Source organism: Bacteroidota bacterium, from assembly GCA_034439655.1.
In the GTDB taxonomy this organism is placed as follows: domain Bacteria; phylum Bacteroidota; class Bacteroidia; order UKL13-3; family UKL13-3; genus CANJUD01.
Window position 1 is genome coordinate 19,558 of record JAWXAU010000103.1, and the last position, 18,067, is coordinate 37,624.

Annotated in this window: 13 protein-coding genes and 3 tRNA genes; 12 read left to right on the forward strand and 4 right to left on the reverse strand. The window is 40.6% G+C overall.

Features of this window, described 5'->3' with window-relative positions:
* Positions 1–167: 167 nt before the first annotated feature.
* Complete coding sequence (locus SGJ10_06995; GenBank protein MDZ4757869.1) at positions 168–758, forward strand: sigma-70 family RNA polymerase sigma factor; 591 nt, start codon at positions 168–170, stop codon at positions 756–758.
* Positions 733–2,058, forward strand: coding sequence for a hypothetical protein (locus SGJ10_07000; protein ID MDZ4757870.1), 1,326 nt, complete (start codon positions 733–735; stop codon positions 2,056–2,058). Before SGJ10_06995 ends, SGJ10_07000 begins: the two co-directional genes overlap by 26 nt.
* Before the next feature lie 59 nt (positions 2,059–2,117).
* On the opposite strand, the gene SGJ10_07005 is transcribed toward SGJ10_07000, so the two are convergent.
* Both SGJ10_07005 and recQ read right to left on the reverse strand, forming a co-directional pair.
* Positions 2,118–3,371 (reverse strand): aminotransferase class I/II-fold pyridoxal phosphate-dependent enzyme, encoded by a 1,254-nt coding sequence (locus SGJ10_07005; protein MDZ4757871.1) that lies wholly within the window; start codon positions 3,369–3,371, stop codon positions 2,118–2,120.
* Between the two features lie 177 nt (positions 3,372–3,548).
* Positions 3,549–5,744, reverse strand: a complete 2,196-nt coding sequence (recQ, locus tag SGJ10_07010) for a DNA helicase RecQ (protein MDZ4757872.1) — start codon at positions 5,742–5,744, stop codon at positions 3,549–3,551.
* Between the two features lie 323 nt (positions 5,745–6,067).
* Between recQ and rsmA the strand changes: the two genes are divergently transcribed.
* Both rsmA and SGJ10_07020 read left to right on the forward strand, forming a co-directional pair.
* Positions 6,068–6,826, forward strand: coding sequence for a 16S rRNA (adenine(1518)-N(6)/adenine(1519)-N(6))-dimethyltransferase RsmA (rsmA, locus tag SGJ10_07015; protein ID MDZ4757873.1), 759 nt, complete (start codon positions 6,068–6,070; stop codon positions 6,824–6,826).
* A 117-nt stretch (positions 6,827–6,943) separates the two neighbouring features.
* Positions 6,944–8,167 (forward strand): alanine dehydrogenase, encoded by a 1,224-nt coding sequence (locus SGJ10_07020; protein MDZ4757874.1) that lies wholly within the window; start codon positions 6,944–6,946, stop codon positions 8,165–8,167.
* Here SGJ10_07020 and SGJ10_07025 read toward each other — a convergent pair.
* Positions 8,148–9,650, reverse strand: coding sequence for a glycosyltransferase family 39 protein (locus SGJ10_07025; protein ID MDZ4757875.1), 1,503 nt, complete (start codon positions 9,648–9,650; stop codon positions 8,148–8,150). The genes SGJ10_07020 and SGJ10_07025 overlap by 20 nt on opposite strands.
* Before the next feature lie 10 nt (positions 9,651–9,660).
* Between SGJ10_07025 and SGJ10_07030 the strand changes: the two genes are divergently transcribed.
* Positions 9,661–10,872: a M20 family metallopeptidase gene (locus SGJ10_07030; protein MDZ4757876.1), complete on the forward strand. Its 1,212-nt coding sequence runs from the start codon at positions 9,661–9,663 to the stop codon at positions 10,870–10,872.
* Positions 10,873–11,423: 551 nt separating this feature from the next.
* Here SGJ10_07030 and SGJ10_07035 read toward each other — a convergent pair.
* The gene (locus SGJ10_07035) at positions 11,424–12,506 is read right to left on the reverse strand and encodes a PorV/PorQ family protein (protein MDZ4757877.1); all 1,083 of its coding nucleotides are present in this window, start codon (positions 12,504–12,506) and stop codon (positions 11,424–11,426) included.
* A 72-nt stretch (positions 12,507–12,578) separates the two neighbouring features.
* Here SGJ10_07035 and SGJ10_07040 point away from each other — a divergent pair, with 72 nt between their 5' ends.
* The 7 genes from SGJ10_07040 to SGJ10_07070 all read left to right on the forward strand — a co-directional run bounded on the left by SGJ10_07040 (position 12,579) and on the right by SGJ10_07070 (position 17,727).
* Positions 12,579–13,847: an AMP-binding protein gene (locus SGJ10_07040; GenBank protein ID MDZ4757878.1), complete on the forward strand. Its 1,269-nt coding sequence runs from the start codon at positions 12,579–12,581 to the stop codon at positions 13,845–13,847.
* Entirely contained in the window at positions 13,844–14,902 is a 1,059-nt protein-coding gene (locus SGJ10_07045) for a hypothetical protein (protein MDZ4757879.1), read from the forward strand. The genes SGJ10_07040 and SGJ10_07045 overlap by 4 nt, the downstream gene beginning before the upstream one ends.
* 10 nt (positions 14,903–14,912) lie before the next feature.
* Positions 14,913–16,922: a thioredoxin domain-containing protein gene (locus tag SGJ10_07050; GenBank protein ID MDZ4757880.1), complete on the forward strand. Its 2,010-nt coding sequence runs from the start codon at positions 14,913–14,915 to the stop codon at positions 16,920–16,922.
* Between the two features lie 74 nt (positions 16,923–16,996).
* Positions 16,997–17,085, forward strand: a tRNA-Ser gene (locus SGJ10_07055).
* 39 nt (positions 17,086–17,124) lie between these two features.
* Positions 17,125–17,505 carry a four helix bundle protein gene (locus tag SGJ10_07060; protein ID MDZ4757881.1) on the forward strand — a complete coding sequence of 127 codons (381 nt, stop codon included), beginning with the start codon at positions 17,125–17,127 and terminating at the stop codon, positions 17,503–17,505.
* A 31-nt stretch (positions 17,506–17,536) separates the two neighbouring features.
* Positions 17,537–17,610, forward strand: a tRNA-Pro gene (locus SGJ10_07065).
* 43 nt (positions 17,611–17,653) lie between these two features.
* Positions 17,654–17,727, forward strand: a tRNA-Arg gene (locus tag SGJ10_07070).
* Positions 17,728–18,067 lie beyond the last annotated feature (340 nt).

The following is an 18,067-nucleotide window of genomic DNA, read 5'->3' on the forward strand; positions in this document are numbered from 1 at the left end:
GAATATATATTCAAAATAATTTTATCCCTATATTTGTATAACCATCACACCCTCAAATTTCAAACTGCCAACTGTAACCTGTGTAATGTGAAATGCAAACTACTAAATAAAAAATCTTCCAACCCAACCCAACCATCCCTAAAATAAAATTGTCATTACAACAACCCTTGATTAAGCAAAGCCATATAGACCAATTAGACGAGCAGAAAATCATTGACGGGGCAATAAGGAAAGACCATGCCTGCCAAAAGTGGATTTATGAAAAATTCGCTAACAAAATGATGGCTGTTTGTTTACGCTACACAGCCGATGCTGATGAGGCCAAGGACTTGCTGCAAGATTCGTTCATTCGCGTGTTCGATTACCTGCACCAATTTGGGCACAAAGGCTCGCTTGAGGGATGGGTAAGACGGGTGGTTGTAACCTCGGCACTCAACCATTACAATGTGGCAAAAAGGAGGTTTACGGATGTAGACATAGACGCAGTAGACTGGGAAAAAGGGGCATCGTACACGCCTTATAACGCCCAGTACACCATGGAAGAGTTGACCATGTTGATAAAGCAACTACCGCCCATGGCACAAACGGTTTTCAATCTATTTGCCGTGGATGGATATAGCCACAACGAGATTGCGGAGATGCTTAGTATTAGCGACGGCACATCGAAGAGCAATTTGTTTAGGGCAAGGGCATTATTACAAGAAAAATTAAAAAATTTAGAACAACATAGTTATGGACAAGTTAGACAACATAGATGATTTGTTTGCCAAATTGAACAATGATGAAAAACAAACCCCAGCAGGGGTTTGGGAATATATCTTGGCCGATCAAAAAAGAAAAAAGAGAGCAGGTGTCCTTTGGTGGTACTATGGCTCCGCAGGGTTGCTATTGGTGGCGGGGCTTATGGGCTATTATCAGTTTAAAAAGGATAAAAAGCATTTGCAAGCCTATACAATAGCAAAAGCATTTGCAAACAACGATCTTGCTGCCAGCAACAATACTGATGCAAATAATAATGCTGTGGCACAAACACCCGATACCCTAAGGTTATCGGCAGTAAATAATATGGTATATTATACAGCCGAGGTGGCACTCGCTAAATATAAGGAGTATGCTAACACTACAGAGCATATAGTAGACAGGAACAGTGGCATGGTTGAGCCCGATATGAAAAATATAATCAAGCCTAATGATGTTGTTACTCGTACTGCCAATATGGAGTATGAAAAAGCGGAGGCTCCGCCAACAGATATTCGCCTTAATAAAAAAGACTTGAGCAAAGAAAAAGAAGAAAAAGATAAGACTATTAGAAAAACCCCTAACTCTAAAAGCCAAAAATACTTTGTGGAGGTGGCACTAACGGCTAATCGTTCTTACCGTACGCTAAGTGGAGATGCAAGCCTAAGCGAACATATAAACCAACGCAACCGCTCAGAGGTAGCATTAATTACCAAGCCCGCACTAGCTATTACAGTGGGCAAGGAACTAAACAGAAATTGGAATATACAAACAGGGGTTCTGTATAATGTGCAGGGGCTGAGTGCCAGCTATACTGTATCAACCGCACAGAGGAAAGTGTTTGTAGATATTGACCCAACACTGAAGAAATACGATACCACTGCTAGTTATATATACATACAAGACTCGGTATATAAACTGGAAAAAGGTATTAGTATAAACGGTGACCAAAAATATCATTATATAAGAATACCTGTTTTGGGCGAGTGGAAATTAGAAACACGCAAGCTTACTGTATATGCGGGTGGTGGCCTGTCGCTAAATATATTACTGGCAGCCCGAGGTGATGTGCAAGATTATCAAAGTGCCCAATCAGGTGTGTTTGTGCCCGTGACCCAATTGGCCTTGCAGCGTGTGGGTTGCGATTTTATGGGAAGGGCAGGTGTCCTTATGCCTATCTTTGGCAGGCCCGATATGAAAGTATCTTTTGGTTTCCGTGGCATGTTTAGCCCTGTCTCGGTGTTTGGCAAAGATGTACCACTCAAACAACATAACTACTCTTTTGCTCTTGAGTTGGGAATTAGGAAGATGCTGAAGTAATAGTTACGAGTTACCTGTTGTGAGTTGCGAGAGGGCAGTATAGATATATCTAGTCCCTATTACCTCACTCCTGCTTCTACTATCTGCTGCACATTATACTGCCCCGCTTCCAGTTTTTCTTTTACTTCTTTAAAGGCTTTAATAGTTCTGTCTACATCGGCAACAGTATGCACGGCTGTGGGTATCAAACGGAGCATAATTACATCTTTGGGTACTACAGGGTATACTACTATAGAGCAGAAAATATCATAGTTTTCACGCAAATCTAAAGTTAGTGCTGTGGCCTCTGGTATGGTGCCATTGAGCAATACTGGGGTTACAGGGGTGGTGGTAATACCTATATTAAAACCTGCATTCCTTAAACCGTTTTGTAGGGCACTTACTATTTTCCATAGGTTGGCTTTTAGTTCGGGTTGTGTGCGTAGCAGTTCCAATCTTTTTCTTGCTCCCTGCACCAAAGGCATGGGCAATGATTTGGCAAATATTTGTGAGCGGCTATTATAGCGTAAGTAGGTTATTACTTCTTTAGTGCTGCCTATAAAGGCACCTATAGAAGCCATACTTTTAGCAAATGTGCTAAAGTATATATCGATACCATCCATGCAGTTTTGCTCTTCTCCAGTGCCTGCTCCTGTTTTGCCCATGGTTCCAAATCCATGTGCATCGTCCACAAACAAACGGAAATTATATTTTTCTTTTAGTGCTACTATATCTTTCAAATTGCCCTGTGCTCCACTCATACCAAATACGCCTTCGGTAATAAGTAAAATAGAACCGGGAGTATCTTTTACCAACTCGGTAGCTCGTTGCAATTGTTTCTCGGCACCGGCCACATCATTGTGTTTAAAAATGAAACGTTTGCCTGCGTGCAGTCTCACACCATCAACTATACAGGCATGGCTTTCGGCATCATATACAATTACGTCGTGCCTGTCTACCAATGCATCAATGGCACTAACCATACCTTGATATCCAAAGTTGAGGAGGATGGTATCTTCTGTGCCTATAAAGGCTGCAAGCTCGCGTTCAAGGGCTTCGTGGTTATCGCTTTCGCCACTCATCATGCGGGCTCCCATGGGGTATGCCATTCCGTATTGTGCGGCAGCTTCTGCGTCGGCTTTGCGAACTTCGGGATGGTTGGCCAAGCCCAAATAGTTATTAAGGCTCCACACGAGTTTTTCTTTGCCCCTAAAATTCATGTGGGCACTAATGTCCCCTTCTAGTTTTGGAAATGTATAGTAGCCGTGCGATTGCTTGGCATGCATGCCCAAAGGCCCCATATTCGCTTCTAATTTCTTAAATAAATCCTGCATCGAGTTTTTTGCGGCAAAGATAGGCACCTTATGTATAATAACGTAGCGTCATTGCCAACAGGCTTCCCGTGAAGCAATCTCGTTATTGTGTCTCCGAATCACAATTCGCCGCGGCGAAGCCAAGCATTGAAGCATTGCTCGCAATGACGATGTTTATTTGGATTTCGTAAAAGAATTTTAATTCGCTACTTCCGATATAAATATCATTCGCATCAATCGCATTTCTTCGTGGTTGTAATCCCTATCAAAGTATTTTACAGCTTCTTCCAAATCGTCGCTGCTTGATTGCCTATAGTATTCGAATATTTCGTCCTGCTGGTTTTGGTCCAATATAGACTGAGCGGCATAGCGAAGGTTAAGTTTGGTGCCTGTATATATAATACCTTCTATTTCGGCAACCATTTCGTCGCGGTTCATTCCTCTTCCACGTGCTATATCGTCGATGGAGTTTTTCTTGTCGATATTAAGTATCAACGCAACCTTGGCTCCCGATTTATTTACCACCGACTTCACCACCATGTCATCTGGCCTTTCAATCTCATTCTCTTCTACATAATTGGAAATAGCTTCAATAAACTTTTGGCCATACTTAGCTGCCTTATTGCTGTTTACTCCTTGTATGTTCTGCAATTCCTCCATCGTAATGGGGTATTTCACAGCCATGTCTTCTAAACTTGGGTCAGTGAAAATTACATAGGGTGGGAGTTTCTTTTCTTTGGCAACAGTTTTTACCAAATCTTTTAGAATGGTAAATAATTGGTCATCGTACACGGCTTCCACTTCAAATGAGCTACCATCTTCGTCGGTTACTCGCTCGAAAGATTGGTCTTTGGCCATCATCTCCTTTTGCGGAGCAGCTAACCATGCTGCACCCTTTGCGTTCATCTTAACCAGCCCATAGTTTTCTATATCTTTAAAAGTATATAGGTTTAACATACATAGCCTTCCTATCGATTTCCAAAAAGCCATGTCGCGATATGCCCCTGATGCAAATACGGGTAATTTATCATGGCGGTTTAAGGTGATAGCTTGTGTACGCTCACCCATAAATATTTGAGCCAAATGATCTACGTCGAATTTTTCTCCTAAGTCTCTCACAGCTTCCAAAAACATTTTTGTTTCATTGGTCACCTCTTCTTTCGGCTTCGGGTGGCGACAGTTATCGCACATATTGTTACAATTTTCGTCGTTAAAACTTTCGCCAAAATAATGCAGTAGCATTTTGCGGCGGCAACCGCTCGATTCTACAAAAGATTGTGTTTCGAAAGTAAGCAGCGACCCAATTTCGCGTTCGGCAACTGGCTTGTCTTTCATAAAACTCTCCAGCTTTTCTATATCAGCCGGATTATAATATAATACACAGTCGCTCTCTATCCCGTCTCTGCCTGCACGTCCTGTTTCTTGATAATATCCTTCTAACGATTTGGGTACATCATAATGCATCACAAACCGCACATCGGGTTTATCGATCCCCATACCAAATGCTATAGTTGCTACAACCACTTTTACATCCTCCATCAAAAACTTGTCTTGGTGCGACGCCCTTGTTTTGGCATCGAGCCCCGCATGGTAAGGAATAGATTTAATACCATTCACATTTAGTATCTCCGATATTTCTTCAACTCGTTTGCGACTGAGGCAATATATAATTCCGCTGCGGTTTGGTTTCGACTTGATATAGGAAACAATGTTTTTTACATTGGCATCCTTCTTTCCTTTGGGTCTAATTTCATAATACAAATTGTGACGGTTGAACGAAGACTTAAATAAAGTAGCTTCCGTCATTTGCAAATTCTTCTGTATATCACTTTGTACTTTGGGAGTGGCAGTTGCAGTAAGAGCCATCATCGGCACATTGCCAAGTTCTTTGGTTATCAGTTTTATTCTGCGGTACTCAGGTCTGAAATCGTGACCCCATTCACTAATACAGTGAGCTTCGTCCACTGCTATAAATGATACTTTTATTTCTTTCAAAAAATCAATGGTCTCTTCTTTCTTAAGCGTTTCTGGAGCGATGTACAGCATTTTTGTTTTCTCTGATCGCGTGTCGTCTTTTACCTTTTGTATATCTGCTTTCGAAAGTGATGAGTTTAAGAAGTGGGCCACGGTATCACTTTCGTTGAATCCTCTAATCTGATCGACCTGGTTCTTCATCAATGCGATAAGTGGTGATATTATTATAGCGGTCCCCTCCATCATTAAGGCTGGCAATTGGTAGCATAAACTTTTTCCTGCCCCTGTAGGCATAATAACAAAACTATCTTCTCCATTCAGTGTGGCAGTGATAATGTTTTCCTGATGTCCTTTAAATGTGTCAAACCCAAAATAATATTTTAGGGCTTCTTTGGGGGTTTGCAATTCTATATCTGTCATATCTTTTAGCATGTTCTTTCTAAGTTCTCTTAAGTAGTGAGATGTCATTTAAAAATCGGTTGGTAAAATTATACAAAAAAAGACCAAATAAACAAATTTTTTTTTATTTATTGTTTGATGCTCGCAAAATGCTCGTGCTTTAATTGAGCATTGTAATAAGAAATAAATAGACCCCAATAAGCTGTTAAATTCTTGTTTTTCTAGGTGAAAATATATTATATCTCTCTTTGCCAGGGCGAAAAAACAAATTCAATTTAGTTATTGTATAATAAGCCTATAATTGCAACTGCTTTCCTAAATCAATATTTATTTCGTATTAAAAATTGGTAACTCCCAAAAAATATCTCGGTCAACATTTTTTGCGTGATGAAAACATTGCAAAAAAAATTGCCAATATCCCCTTAGATAGCGGTTATGAAGGCGATATATTAGAAATAGGCCCTGGTATGGGTGTCCTTACCAAATATATGATAGCAGCTTTCCCTAAATTGAATCTGAAAGTGTGTGAAATTGACAAAGAGTCTGTAACCTATTTAAAAAAAGTATATCCGCAACTTTGCATCATAGAAGGTGATTTTTTAAAGCTTGATTTAGCTACCTGTTGCGATAAGGAAGTATATGTCATTGGCAATTTTCCTTATAATATATCTTCACAAATAATTTTTCAGATACTAGACCAAAGACATTTAGTGCCCGGTGCAGCAGGTATGTTCCAAAAAGAAATGGCTGAGCGAATTACGGCAAAACATGGTGGCAAGGACTATGGTATTTTGAGTGTTCTCACCCAGTCGTTTTACGATGTAGAATATTTATTCACGGTACACGAACATGTTTTTAGTCCGCCGCCTCGCGTAAAGAGCGGTGTTATAAAACTTACCCGAAAAGAAAACCTAGGCGATTTTGACCCCGGTTTCTTGAAAACACTCGTAAAGGCTTCATTCAACCAGCGAAGGAAAACCATGCGGAATTCTTTGTCTGCATATATTAGCAGCGACGAAATGAAACGAAACCCGGTGTTCGACAAACGCCCTGAGCAGCTTTCGGTGCTCGAGTTTCAGCAATTAAGCAATATGATGCTTTAGTATTGTTACGCTGCATGCTGCGTTAATCGGTATAATACTTCCGCATTATATAAATTTTATATAATTGTATTTAAGAGATGAAACCTTAAATTTGCATAAATTATATTTATCAAGGTTATGGATCAAGGGAAATCAGGTTTCAGTGAATTAGCCAAGCAAGCTACATTGCAGCCACAAGAAATGCCGGCTGCGGTGGATACCAGCAATCAACAATTGCTTATTGGGGTGGCCAAAGATAGTACCTTTCAAGAAAACAGGGTTCCGCTTACTCCCTCGTCTGTAGGGCTTTTGGTTAACAATGGCCACGATGTTATTATAGAATCGGGTGCGGGCAAGGGAGCCAATTTTTCTGATACCAATTATAGTGAAGCGGGTGCCCGTATAGCTTATGATAAGAAACAAGTTTTTGAGGCGGAAATATTACTAAAGGTGGATCCGCCCACAATGGAAGAAATTGAGATGATGAAGCCCGATCAACTGCTTATCTCTGCCCTTCAACTCACTAGCTTGAACACGGATTATATAACAGCTTTGCAAAAGAAAAAAGTAAATGCAGTGGCTTATGAATTTTATAAAGACTCATCGGGTAGCATCCCTATTATCCGCTCAATGGGCGAGATTGCAGGAAGTACCAGTTTGCTTATAGCAGCAGAATATTTGTCGAGTGCCAGTGGTGGCAAAGGCGAAATGTTGGGGGGCATATCAGGTATTCCACCCACCGAAGTTGTTATAATAGGAGCCGGCACTGTGGGCGAATTTGCTGCACGTGCAGCTATTGGATTAGGTGCCTCAGTTAAAGTATTTGACAATTCCCTGTTCAAGTTACGTAGGCTTCAAAACAATATTGGTGAGCGTCTTTTTACAGCGGTCTTGCAACCCAATATATTATCGCGTGCTTTAAAAACAGCTGATGTGGCTATTGGTGCTTTAAGAGGTGAAGACAATACTAGCCTTTGTGTGGTGAATGAACAAATGGTGATGCAGATGAAACCCGGGTCGGTGGTAATAGATGTGTGTATAGACCTTGGTGGCTGTTTTGAGACCAGTGAGGTAACAAACCATACAAACCCCGTTTTTCGCAAACACGATGTGATCCATTATTGTGTGCCCAATATATCATCGCGTGTGGCTCGCACAGCCAGCTATGCACTAAGCAATGTGCTCACACCTTTGCTAATGAATATTGCCGATAGCGGCAGTTTCCATAAGTTAATATGGGAAAGACCCGGTGTACGACATGGAATTTATGTATATAAAGGGCAACTTACTAACCGCCATGTGGCCCAACGATTCAACTTGCAAAGCAAGGATATTGATTTGCTTATTGGGGCCCATTTGTAGGTTTCAAGTATATATAATACCCAAATCCTAAGGTGTCAGGATTGTGCGACACCATTTGGTATTTCGCCCCAAGAAGATTTTGAATGTGATTGCCTGGAAAACAAGTGCCGTGATCTGTATCTATAAAAATAATTTTATTGTAGTTTTCTAGCTGCAAAAAAACTTTTTCATCTGTTGTGTTCACTCCATATATCTGTTTGTTGCTTAAGGCTGTTTCAATGTTTTTATATAATGATTTTTCATCAACTCGTTTAAAGAGTTCCCTATCATAATAATAACAAAAGCCAAGCAAATTCCATTGTGGCTGGAAAAATACTATACACTTTTCGTCATTCTTGTTCTGCTTTACTAGATTCACCATTTGCTCAGTTTGCAAATTAGGTTGGGGGTTAAAATTGGAAGTAACTATAAACAAACATAACATAACTATATATACATATTTTATATACTTTAATTGCGATACAATAAAAGCACCATAGGCCATCAGGATAGGAAAAGCAATAGCAGCAGGCATTACGTAACGATTGTGAAACATAGGTATGCGGAACGATACCACAAACATGAGTATATATATAATAAAAAACCAACTCAGAATTATTACTCCCGGTATTGATGCCTTAATCTTTTTGCTAGCAAGTAAAAAGACAGAAATAGCCAATACTACTAGACAAAAAACTGCAGACACCGGCACATTGCTGAAAGCCCAAATCATATCATACAAAGGCTCTAACCCTGTTACCTTGCCCAGCCAACTATAGTCCCAATTTTTGTCCAAACTTATTTTTTGAAAAAGTATATACAATACTGGTGCATAAAATAAGCATACCATAAAGTTCGATACAATAATTGCCCTGATCTTTCTTTTATATATAAAGTGTACCAGCACCGAGGCTATTGCCTGCGAGAAAAGTACCCATGCCCCAAAATAATGGAGGTATAGTATGAGTGTATTAACCAGTATATAACACGCCATGGTGACTTTCTTGGGCTTGCCCATTATAATATGGAGAAAGAAATAAAATGATGCAGCCGTAAACAAGCCTAGCATCGTATAGCAACGTGCCTCATGCGAAAAGAAGGTATGGTAATTGGAAAACAAGAATAATATACTAGCGGTTAGGGCCACTTGCTTATTGAAAAAACGAAAACCTATTTTGTATATAAAAACCCCTGTGAGCGATGATATGATTACCGAAAATATCCTTACCGAAAATTCTCCTACTCCGAAACAGTTTACCCAATAGTGTAAAATAATTTCATACAAAGGAGGGTTATTGCCTGTAAACAAATATTCCCAAATAACCCCAACACGCATTTGGCTCATATACACCGAAAATGGCTCATCCCCGCTTAGTGGCGTGGCTGTAATATATATTGTTTTTAATACAAAGTTGAGACAGAAAATAAGCAAACACATCAAGGTTGTTTTGCCCAAAAGCCAATCAAATTTTTCTGAAAACGATTTAGTAATATAGTTATACATTTGCACAACGATGCAGGACAAAGAAACGCTAAAAAACATTATCAAATCAAAAGCAAATGAAATTAGCAATCAAATTGCCGACTTTCGTCACCATTTGCATGCTCATCCCGAACTGAGTTTCAAGGAGTTTGAGACTTGTAAATTTGTTGAGCAAAAACTTAAAGATATCGGTATTAGTTCAATCCAACATATTGCCACCACTGGTTTGGTTGTGCTGATAGAAGGACAAAACCCCGGCAAAAAAACCATTGCCCTGCGTGCCGATATGGATGCCCTGCCCATCACCGAACAAAACGAAGTGCCTTACAAAAGCCAAAACACTGGCGTGATGCACGCTTGCGGTCACGATGTACATACCAGTTGCCTGCTAGGTGCTGCCAATATATTATATAATACCCGCCAGTTGTGGGAAGGCACTATAAAACTTCTGTTCCAGCCCGGCGAAGAGGTGTTACCAGGGGGGGCTTCAATGCTCATAAAAGAAGGGGCTTTGCAAAACCCTGCACCCACCGCCATTTTTGGCCAACATGTTATGCCCCTGATACCTGTGGGTAAAGTTGGTTTCAGACCAGGTTTATATATGGCCAGTACCGACGAAATTTATGTAACGGTAAAGGGCAAAGGTGGCCACGGAGCTATGCCCCACCTCAATATTGACCCTGTATTAATTACCAGCCATATTATAATAGCATTGCAACAAATAGTGAGTAGGAATGCAAACCCTATCGTGCCATCGGTCTTAAGTTTCGGAAAAGTAACAGCCAATGGTGCTACCAATATAATTCCAAATGAGGTAAAACTGGAAGGGACCTTCCGCACCCTCGACGAGATCTGGCGTAGCAAAGCACATGAACTTATGATAAAAATGGCCACCACCATTGCCGAAAGCATGGGCGGTAGCTGTGAGTTTAGGATTGATAGGGGTTACCCATTCTTATATAATGATGAAACTCTCACTTTGCAAGCCAAACAAAATGCAATAGAATATTTAGGAGCAGAAAATGTGGTCGATCTTGACATCTGGATGGCGGCCGAAGACTTCAGTTTCTATAGCCAACAAATGCCTGCCTGTTTCTATAGACTTGGCACACGTAACGAGGCACAGGGCATCACTTCATCTGTTCACACACCTACTTTCGATATTGATGAAGCTGCACTGGAAATAGGAAGCGGCCTTATGGCTTGGCAAGCCGTGTGTGAGTTGCAGGCTAGTCTCTTATGAACGTAGGCCATATTCCCCTCAACTAAACCTGGCGGAAAAGACATGGTGGAGAAATCAAAGAAAGTTTAGTGGTAGCCCTCAATAATGTCATTGAAATTATACCGAAACTCAATATATAATAGTCCAAAAGAAAGGGACTAATCCCCCCGCAAGTTTGCGGGGCTTTCGGGATGTAGTTCGGCATTACCATTCTACAAACCAAATCCACCACAGGCGGAGAACTATTTTAGTTTAAGAATTGGTATTATAACGCATCAATACAAGACCCTCGATAAAAATGATAAATGAGTATATGTGGACTTGAGTATATAGTATCATGCCTTTTTTAGACAAATGTATAATAAGCAATGGTATCACCCGACACTGCGGGATTCAAGCGGCTTGCATAAGGTTTGTGGTTTATAACCAAAGCTATATAACCACTTAAATCATTTGATGCAAACGAGTAAAAAAAATTTGGGGGCTACAAACCCATTTCCTTTGCTAAAGCCGATTGCATCCCCCCGCCGCGGCGGGGCTATCGCGGACGGCTCTTTTGCTTATTTTATCACCTACTCCTCCGTCTCCACCTTCCCTATGCCCAGCCTCAACGAGAACACGTGTGAGTAAAGGGCGGCACTGCTGCCACCTATGTCGGTAAAGGCGTAATCAACCATCAGGTTATTTAGTTTCAGCCCCACGCCAATGGTCGGTTGCAGGGTGGTTTTGGTTTTGCCTAATATGTCTTTTTCCTTTTGGAAATTGTAGATTCCGACACGCAGAAAAACTATATCGGCATAATTGGTTTCCACGCCCAGCGAGGGGTTCACGCTACCTGCACGGGTACTTATAAGGCTGTTGCGGCGGCCATCGGTGGTTATTTGCAGGTTGGCTTCGGGCAACATGGATATTTTTTCATTTAAGGTTATCTTGCGTGACACGCCACCTATAATGCGGGGTGTGGCCACCTCTAGCGAACTTTGCGGCACCACATTGCCTGTCTGCTGCAGTTGGGCCTTTTCGGTTTCGGTAAAGGTATATTTCCAACCTGTAAAGGTGAAGGTTACATCGCGGGCCATAACGGCAAAAATCCAGTCGTCTTTTTTGTGCTGCATTCCAAAATCGAACCCAAAGCCCCAAGCATTGGCAAAGCTACCAATGGTTCGGTGTATAAGCTTGGCCGTGCCGCCTATGCTGGTATTGCCGTTGCGTAACATGTGGCTATAGGTGCCCATAAAAGCCCAGTCGGCAGCACTAAAGGTTTTAATGCGGTTATAATCTATCTCGCCACTGGGGCCACGCAGGTCTATGGTGTTCGGTATATTGTCTATTCCAAAACGGATGATACTAAAACCTCCCGCATTTTGGTCGTCGAAGCGTTTATACACCCCGCCATAGTCGTAATTGGCAATGCCTGAGAAGTAGTTGCTGTGCATTACCGAGAATTGGAACTTCTCCTTGGCACGCATTAAGCCTGCGGGGTTCCAGTATGCCGCCGATACGTCGTTGCACGAGGCTATAACGGAATTGCCCATACCAAAGGCTCTGGCTGATACGCCAATATTGAGGAACTCGTTGCTGTACTTACGCGTTTGAGCATACGTGTTAGTGATAAATAGATATAATACTACGAAGAAGGCGGCTTGTTTGAGCATGTTGCAAAATTACTTGTTTTTATTGAAGATTCGTTTTTTGTGAAAAGGGTTGCATTACATTTGTAGCTTATTATGGACACGCTACAATGGCTCAATCACAAAGGACTTATGATGGTTCAAGGCAATGAGCAAGTTAACTACGAACAGTTTTGTGAAAAAGTTATTGTAAGAGCCAAAGAACATGAGCGTCTTAACTTGCCTCGCACCATAGCCCTAAAAGCAGACTATAGCATTAATTATTGGGTCGACTTTTTTACACTGCTATATAATAAGCATATAGTTTTTCCTTACCTGGGGCAAACGCCTACATACCCTTGGCTTGAGGGAGTGTATGCAAACGGAAGTATTATAATAATAAAAGATTTAGAAAGATACGAAGAGCTCGATGCGTTTGCCTCAACCCAGCAAGCAGGCTTGGTATTAGAAACCTCAGGTACCTCGGGCAATAAGAAAGTGGTATTGCACAACTTTAATATTATTGCACAAAAGTATACAAAACTGCACCGCAAGTTTAAAACAGTTTTGGTGTTTAGCCCCGAGCATATTTCGGGTATAGAAACTTTGTTAAGTATTATAATACCGGGCGGCACTATTATAATACCCACCGACCAAAGCATAAATACAATCTGTACTACCATTGCCGCCGAAAAAATAGACCTTCTGGCTTGCACCCCGTCGTTCATTAGACTAGTTATGGTTTCGGGCAATATAGAAAAACTTAAAAGTATACAAATACTAAACCTGGGTGGCGAACGCAGCGATGAGAAACTATTATATAAGTTGCAAGAATGTCTTCCACATACGCACATTCACCAAGCCTTTGGCACTACGGAGACCACTAATATTAGAACCTATTCGCAAGAGGGAAGTATATATTTCAAACCTGGAAAAGAAGGAGAGGATTATATGATAAAAGAAGATATATTGTGGTTAAAAACTACACCCAGTATTATATGTTTTATAATAGGCAAACCTATAATAGAAAATGGATGGATATGCACCAATGACAGAGTGGAACAAGACAACGAAGGTTATATAAAAATACTCGGTCGTAAAGAAGACACCATCAATATAGGAGGCGAAAAAGTAGACCCTGCCGAAGTTGAAAATACTATTATAAAAATGGGTGGTATTATATCGGTAAAAGTATATGGTGAAGAAGATATGATTATGGGCAAAAAACTAGTAGCACATATCTATATAGAAAAAGGGCAAACACTCACCAAACAAGCCATCGTGCAGTTTTGTAAAATCCTTTTGCCCGACTACAAAATACCTGTAAAATTTCACATACGCACCGATTTGGCCCTAACTTCGCGGCTCAAAATAACACATACATGAAAAAACAATTACTTTTAAGTTTACTGATAGCTTGCTGCTCGGCATCGGCACAAAAAATATATGTGGAAGATATGCAGGTGGTTCGAAATCTATTACCCACACTTCCAAGCACAATTGAGGCAGTAAAAAAAGCCTGCACAACAGCCAACTGCACTAACATAAAAGACAGAGTAGCTATATCCCTTAAGCTAAGAATGGATTCTATGAGTATGCCGCAAGCTATGGTTATGGAAGAGCCAGGCAATGGGCCTATGGAATTGTTAACCCCCGGGCTACCAGATAAAGTAAAGGAAAAGGGCGAGGCCGTGACTAAAAGTATTGATTCGATGGAGACCCTGCTACAAAAAGAGAAAATACTCACCATCAAAAACGGGAAATCAGACTACCATGAAACACCCGCATACGGTAAAGCATTGAAAGAACTTTCCAGTAGACTCAAAACCCCTGTCATATCAAACGCTTATTACCACATGAACTATCAAGAAAGAGAAACATATAGAGATTCGCTATATACGCTATTGGGAATTGACAGGGTAAAAACGAACCACTTGCTTGCCTATGAAAAATTGATTTTTGAAAAAAACAGGAAGAATATATTTGAGGTGATTAGTATAGCTAGTGAACAGCAACGCAAGTTCACAGAAATTCAGAACAAGTGTACCACCGAGATAAAAACCCATAAAGATTCCACCCATAAAAAATTCAATGATATAACTTTATGGAAGCAAAAGGAATTGGCTAAAGCAAAAACGCCGGCAGAGAAAACAAGCATTAACCAGCAAGCAGCAACTAAAAACCAAAAGCTTTTGAGCACCACGCATTCCTTGCTAATAGTGCGTTATGATATTTTAACCCGCCTATATGATGAGCAATTAATCGTTCTTAACGAGACTTTGAAAAATTATGAATTTGGGAATAACGCAACGATAAACCAAGAAAAACAAATGCAGAATATGGTTGCACAGTCGCAGTTAACGGGTTACTTAACTATGGGCACCCTTACCGATTTTTGTGCTTTCGCTCACGAAACCATTATAAAGTATAGCAGCAAATAATCAAATCCTTTTGAAAACCCACACCAACAGACTTATACATGCACTGAGTCCCTATTTGCTGCAACACGCCTACAATCCAGTCGATTGGCATGAGTGGGGAGATGAGGCTTGGAAAAAGGCCAAGGAAGAAAACAAGTTGGTATTGGTTAGTATTGGTTATTCGGCCTGCCACTGGTGCCATGTTATGGAGCACGAATCGTTTGAAAGCGAAGAGGTTGCCGATATAATGAATAAGTCTATTATTAGTATTAAAGTAGACCGAGAGGAGCGGCCCGATGTGGACCAAGTATATATGGACGCCTGCCAGCTTATTACAGGGCGAGGAGGTTGGCCGTTAAATGTAATTTGCCTGCCCGATGGCAGACCAATTCATGCGGGAACGTATTTCCCAAAAGCACATTGGATGGACACGATAAAAAAACTCTCCGACTTTTATATTCAAGACCCCGCAAAGGCTGATGAATATGCCACAAAGCTCACGGAGGGTATGGCAAATATAGAAACGGTAAGTATTAAAAACGAAAACGCAGAACTCACAAATAATACTGACGATATATATCACAACCTACAAAAAGCATTCGATATAACCCTAGGCGGCCTTGGTTATGTTCCCAAGTTTCCCATGCCCCCTGTTTGGAATTTTGTCTTGGATTATCACAGTAAAACCTGCAACGAAATAGCCAAAGTACAATTATTCCAAACCCTCTCAAAAATGGCAATGGGTGGTATATACGATCAACTAGCGGGAGGCTTTGCTCGTTATTCGGTTGATGGCGAATGGAAAGTTCCCCATTTTGAAAAAATGTTATATGATAATGCTCAGCTGCTTAGTTTATATAGCAGGACATATCCATTATATAAAGAACCGTTGTTTAAAGAAACCGCAAAAGGAATTATAGATTTTGCGATGACGGAATTATATAGCAACGATGGTCTTTTCTATTCGGCACTGGATGCTGATAGCGAAGGAATAGAAGGAAAATACTATGTGTGGAGTGAGGAAGAAATAACCTTACTATTGGGCGATAATAGCAAACATTTTATTACCTTTTTTGCCGTAGGAGGAGCAGGCTTTTGGGAACACGACTATAATATATTGTTGCAAACAAAGCCCATTGAAATATATTGCCAAGATAACCAACTAGAACTTGAAGAATTTAAAAACTATATACTAGCCTGCAAAAAACTCCTTCTTGCTGAGCGAAGCAAGAGAATTAAACCAGGACTTGACGATAAAATTATTGTTTCGTGGAATTGCCTAATGGCAAAGGGCTTGATACATGCTCATAAATATTTTGGGAACGAGGAATATATTATAACTGCCGAAAAGTGCATCAATAAAATTATAGAGATCGCCTTAGATATAGAGCTGAATCTAAACCGCATCATCAAAAACGGACAATCAAAAATCTCTGGGTTCTTAGAAGACTATTCTTATATAATAGATGTGTTACTTGAACTTTATCAGGTTACAGGCAAAGAATATTATGTAGAACTTGCAAAAAACTTGACAGAAAAAACCGAGGCGGATTTTTACGATAAAGAAGCAGGTCTATTTTGTTTTATTTCAAAAAAAGGTGAGCAGCTTATTGTTAAAAAGTTTGACACAACAGACGATGTGATGCCCTGTGCCAATGCGGTAATGGCGACGAACTTGTTGAAGCTTGGGCATTATTATGCGAATACAAATTGGATAAACAGAGCGAAGGAAATGCTGAACAAGGTAAATCCGCAATTTGTGAAATTCCCCACAGGCTATGCCCATTGGCTACAGCTACAATTGGTGGTTGAAACAGAGTTGGTGCAATGGGTTTATATAGGTCGGCCTACAGAACTACAATTACAAAACTATATATTGCCTGGAGTAATATTTGCGTTCGCCAATAACGACAGCAAATTACCTTTGGTTTCAGGAAAAGTAGGCAATGACCCCGCAAAAAAACATTATATATGCAAGGGAAATACTTGCTTACCGCCAGTACACAGCATAGAAGAAGCTTTAAGTCTTTGTTTTTCATAAATAATACGCCTCCCTTTTTTTTTAGTTTGGAATATTGGACTTATAATGGTTATTTTTGCAGCCCTTTAAAAAACGGAGAGGTGCCTGAGAGGCCGAAAGGAGCAGTTTGCTAAACTGTCGTATGCGGAAACGTGTACCGAGGGTTCGAATCCCTCCCTCTCCGCTCAAAAGAAAAAAAAGACCGATGTTTGATTTTGAAAAATTGGATATTTACCAAACTGCCCAAAAGCAAACATTGGACTCGATGAATTATATGAGGGAACACCAGTTGGACGAGCATCTTGCAGCACAGTGGAAGCGTGCCGCTTTAATGTTACTAACCAACCTCACACAAGGCACGGGCCGTGTGAATCCCGCCGACAAGAGGCACTTTTATACACATGCCAGAGGCTTTGTGTTTGAGTGCACCACCATCATCAACCTACTGCGTGATATGGGCCAAATGGAAGAGGCTCGTCACCAAGAATTTTATGATAGGTATGAAACGCTTTCAAAAGGTCTGCTGGCCATGTACCGAAGTTTTAACAAAACAGGACAGCAACCCTATGCAAGCCGTCAAGAAAATCCAGGTATCCACCAGTAATGGTTGGCCTAGTATAACAATAAAAAGAGATCGGGGTTTAGTTCAGCCCGGTAGAATGCCTGCTTTGGGAGCAGGAGGCCGCAGGTTCGAATCCTGCAACCCCGACTTTTTTTATTAATAATATATTGAAAGAAGAGCTTTAAAATTTGCCCTCATAGCTCAGCTGGATAGAGCAACGGTTTTCTAAACCGTAGGCCGTAGGTTCGAGTCCTACTGGGGGTACTTAATACCAGTCAAATTTATTGCTGTAATCTAACCAAAGAAGAATATTCTTTGTTGTAATATTATTTTACAAATGTTAAACGAACAATATTTTTGCAATATAGTTAAATGCAAGCTTGCTAGCACCTTAGTCATTTTCCATATTTCGCCAGTGTTCAGTAGTCCAATGATCAATATACTCACTATAGTATTCTCCTTTAACACCGGCTCTGCTTGTGCCATCGGGATGAGAGTATGTATATAGCGGAAGTTAAAACATACTTTATAGCAACAGCAGAAGTTTGCCTAATAAAAGCCCCAAAATGTAGCCACTAAAAGTTGATAACTTTGTTAATAAATA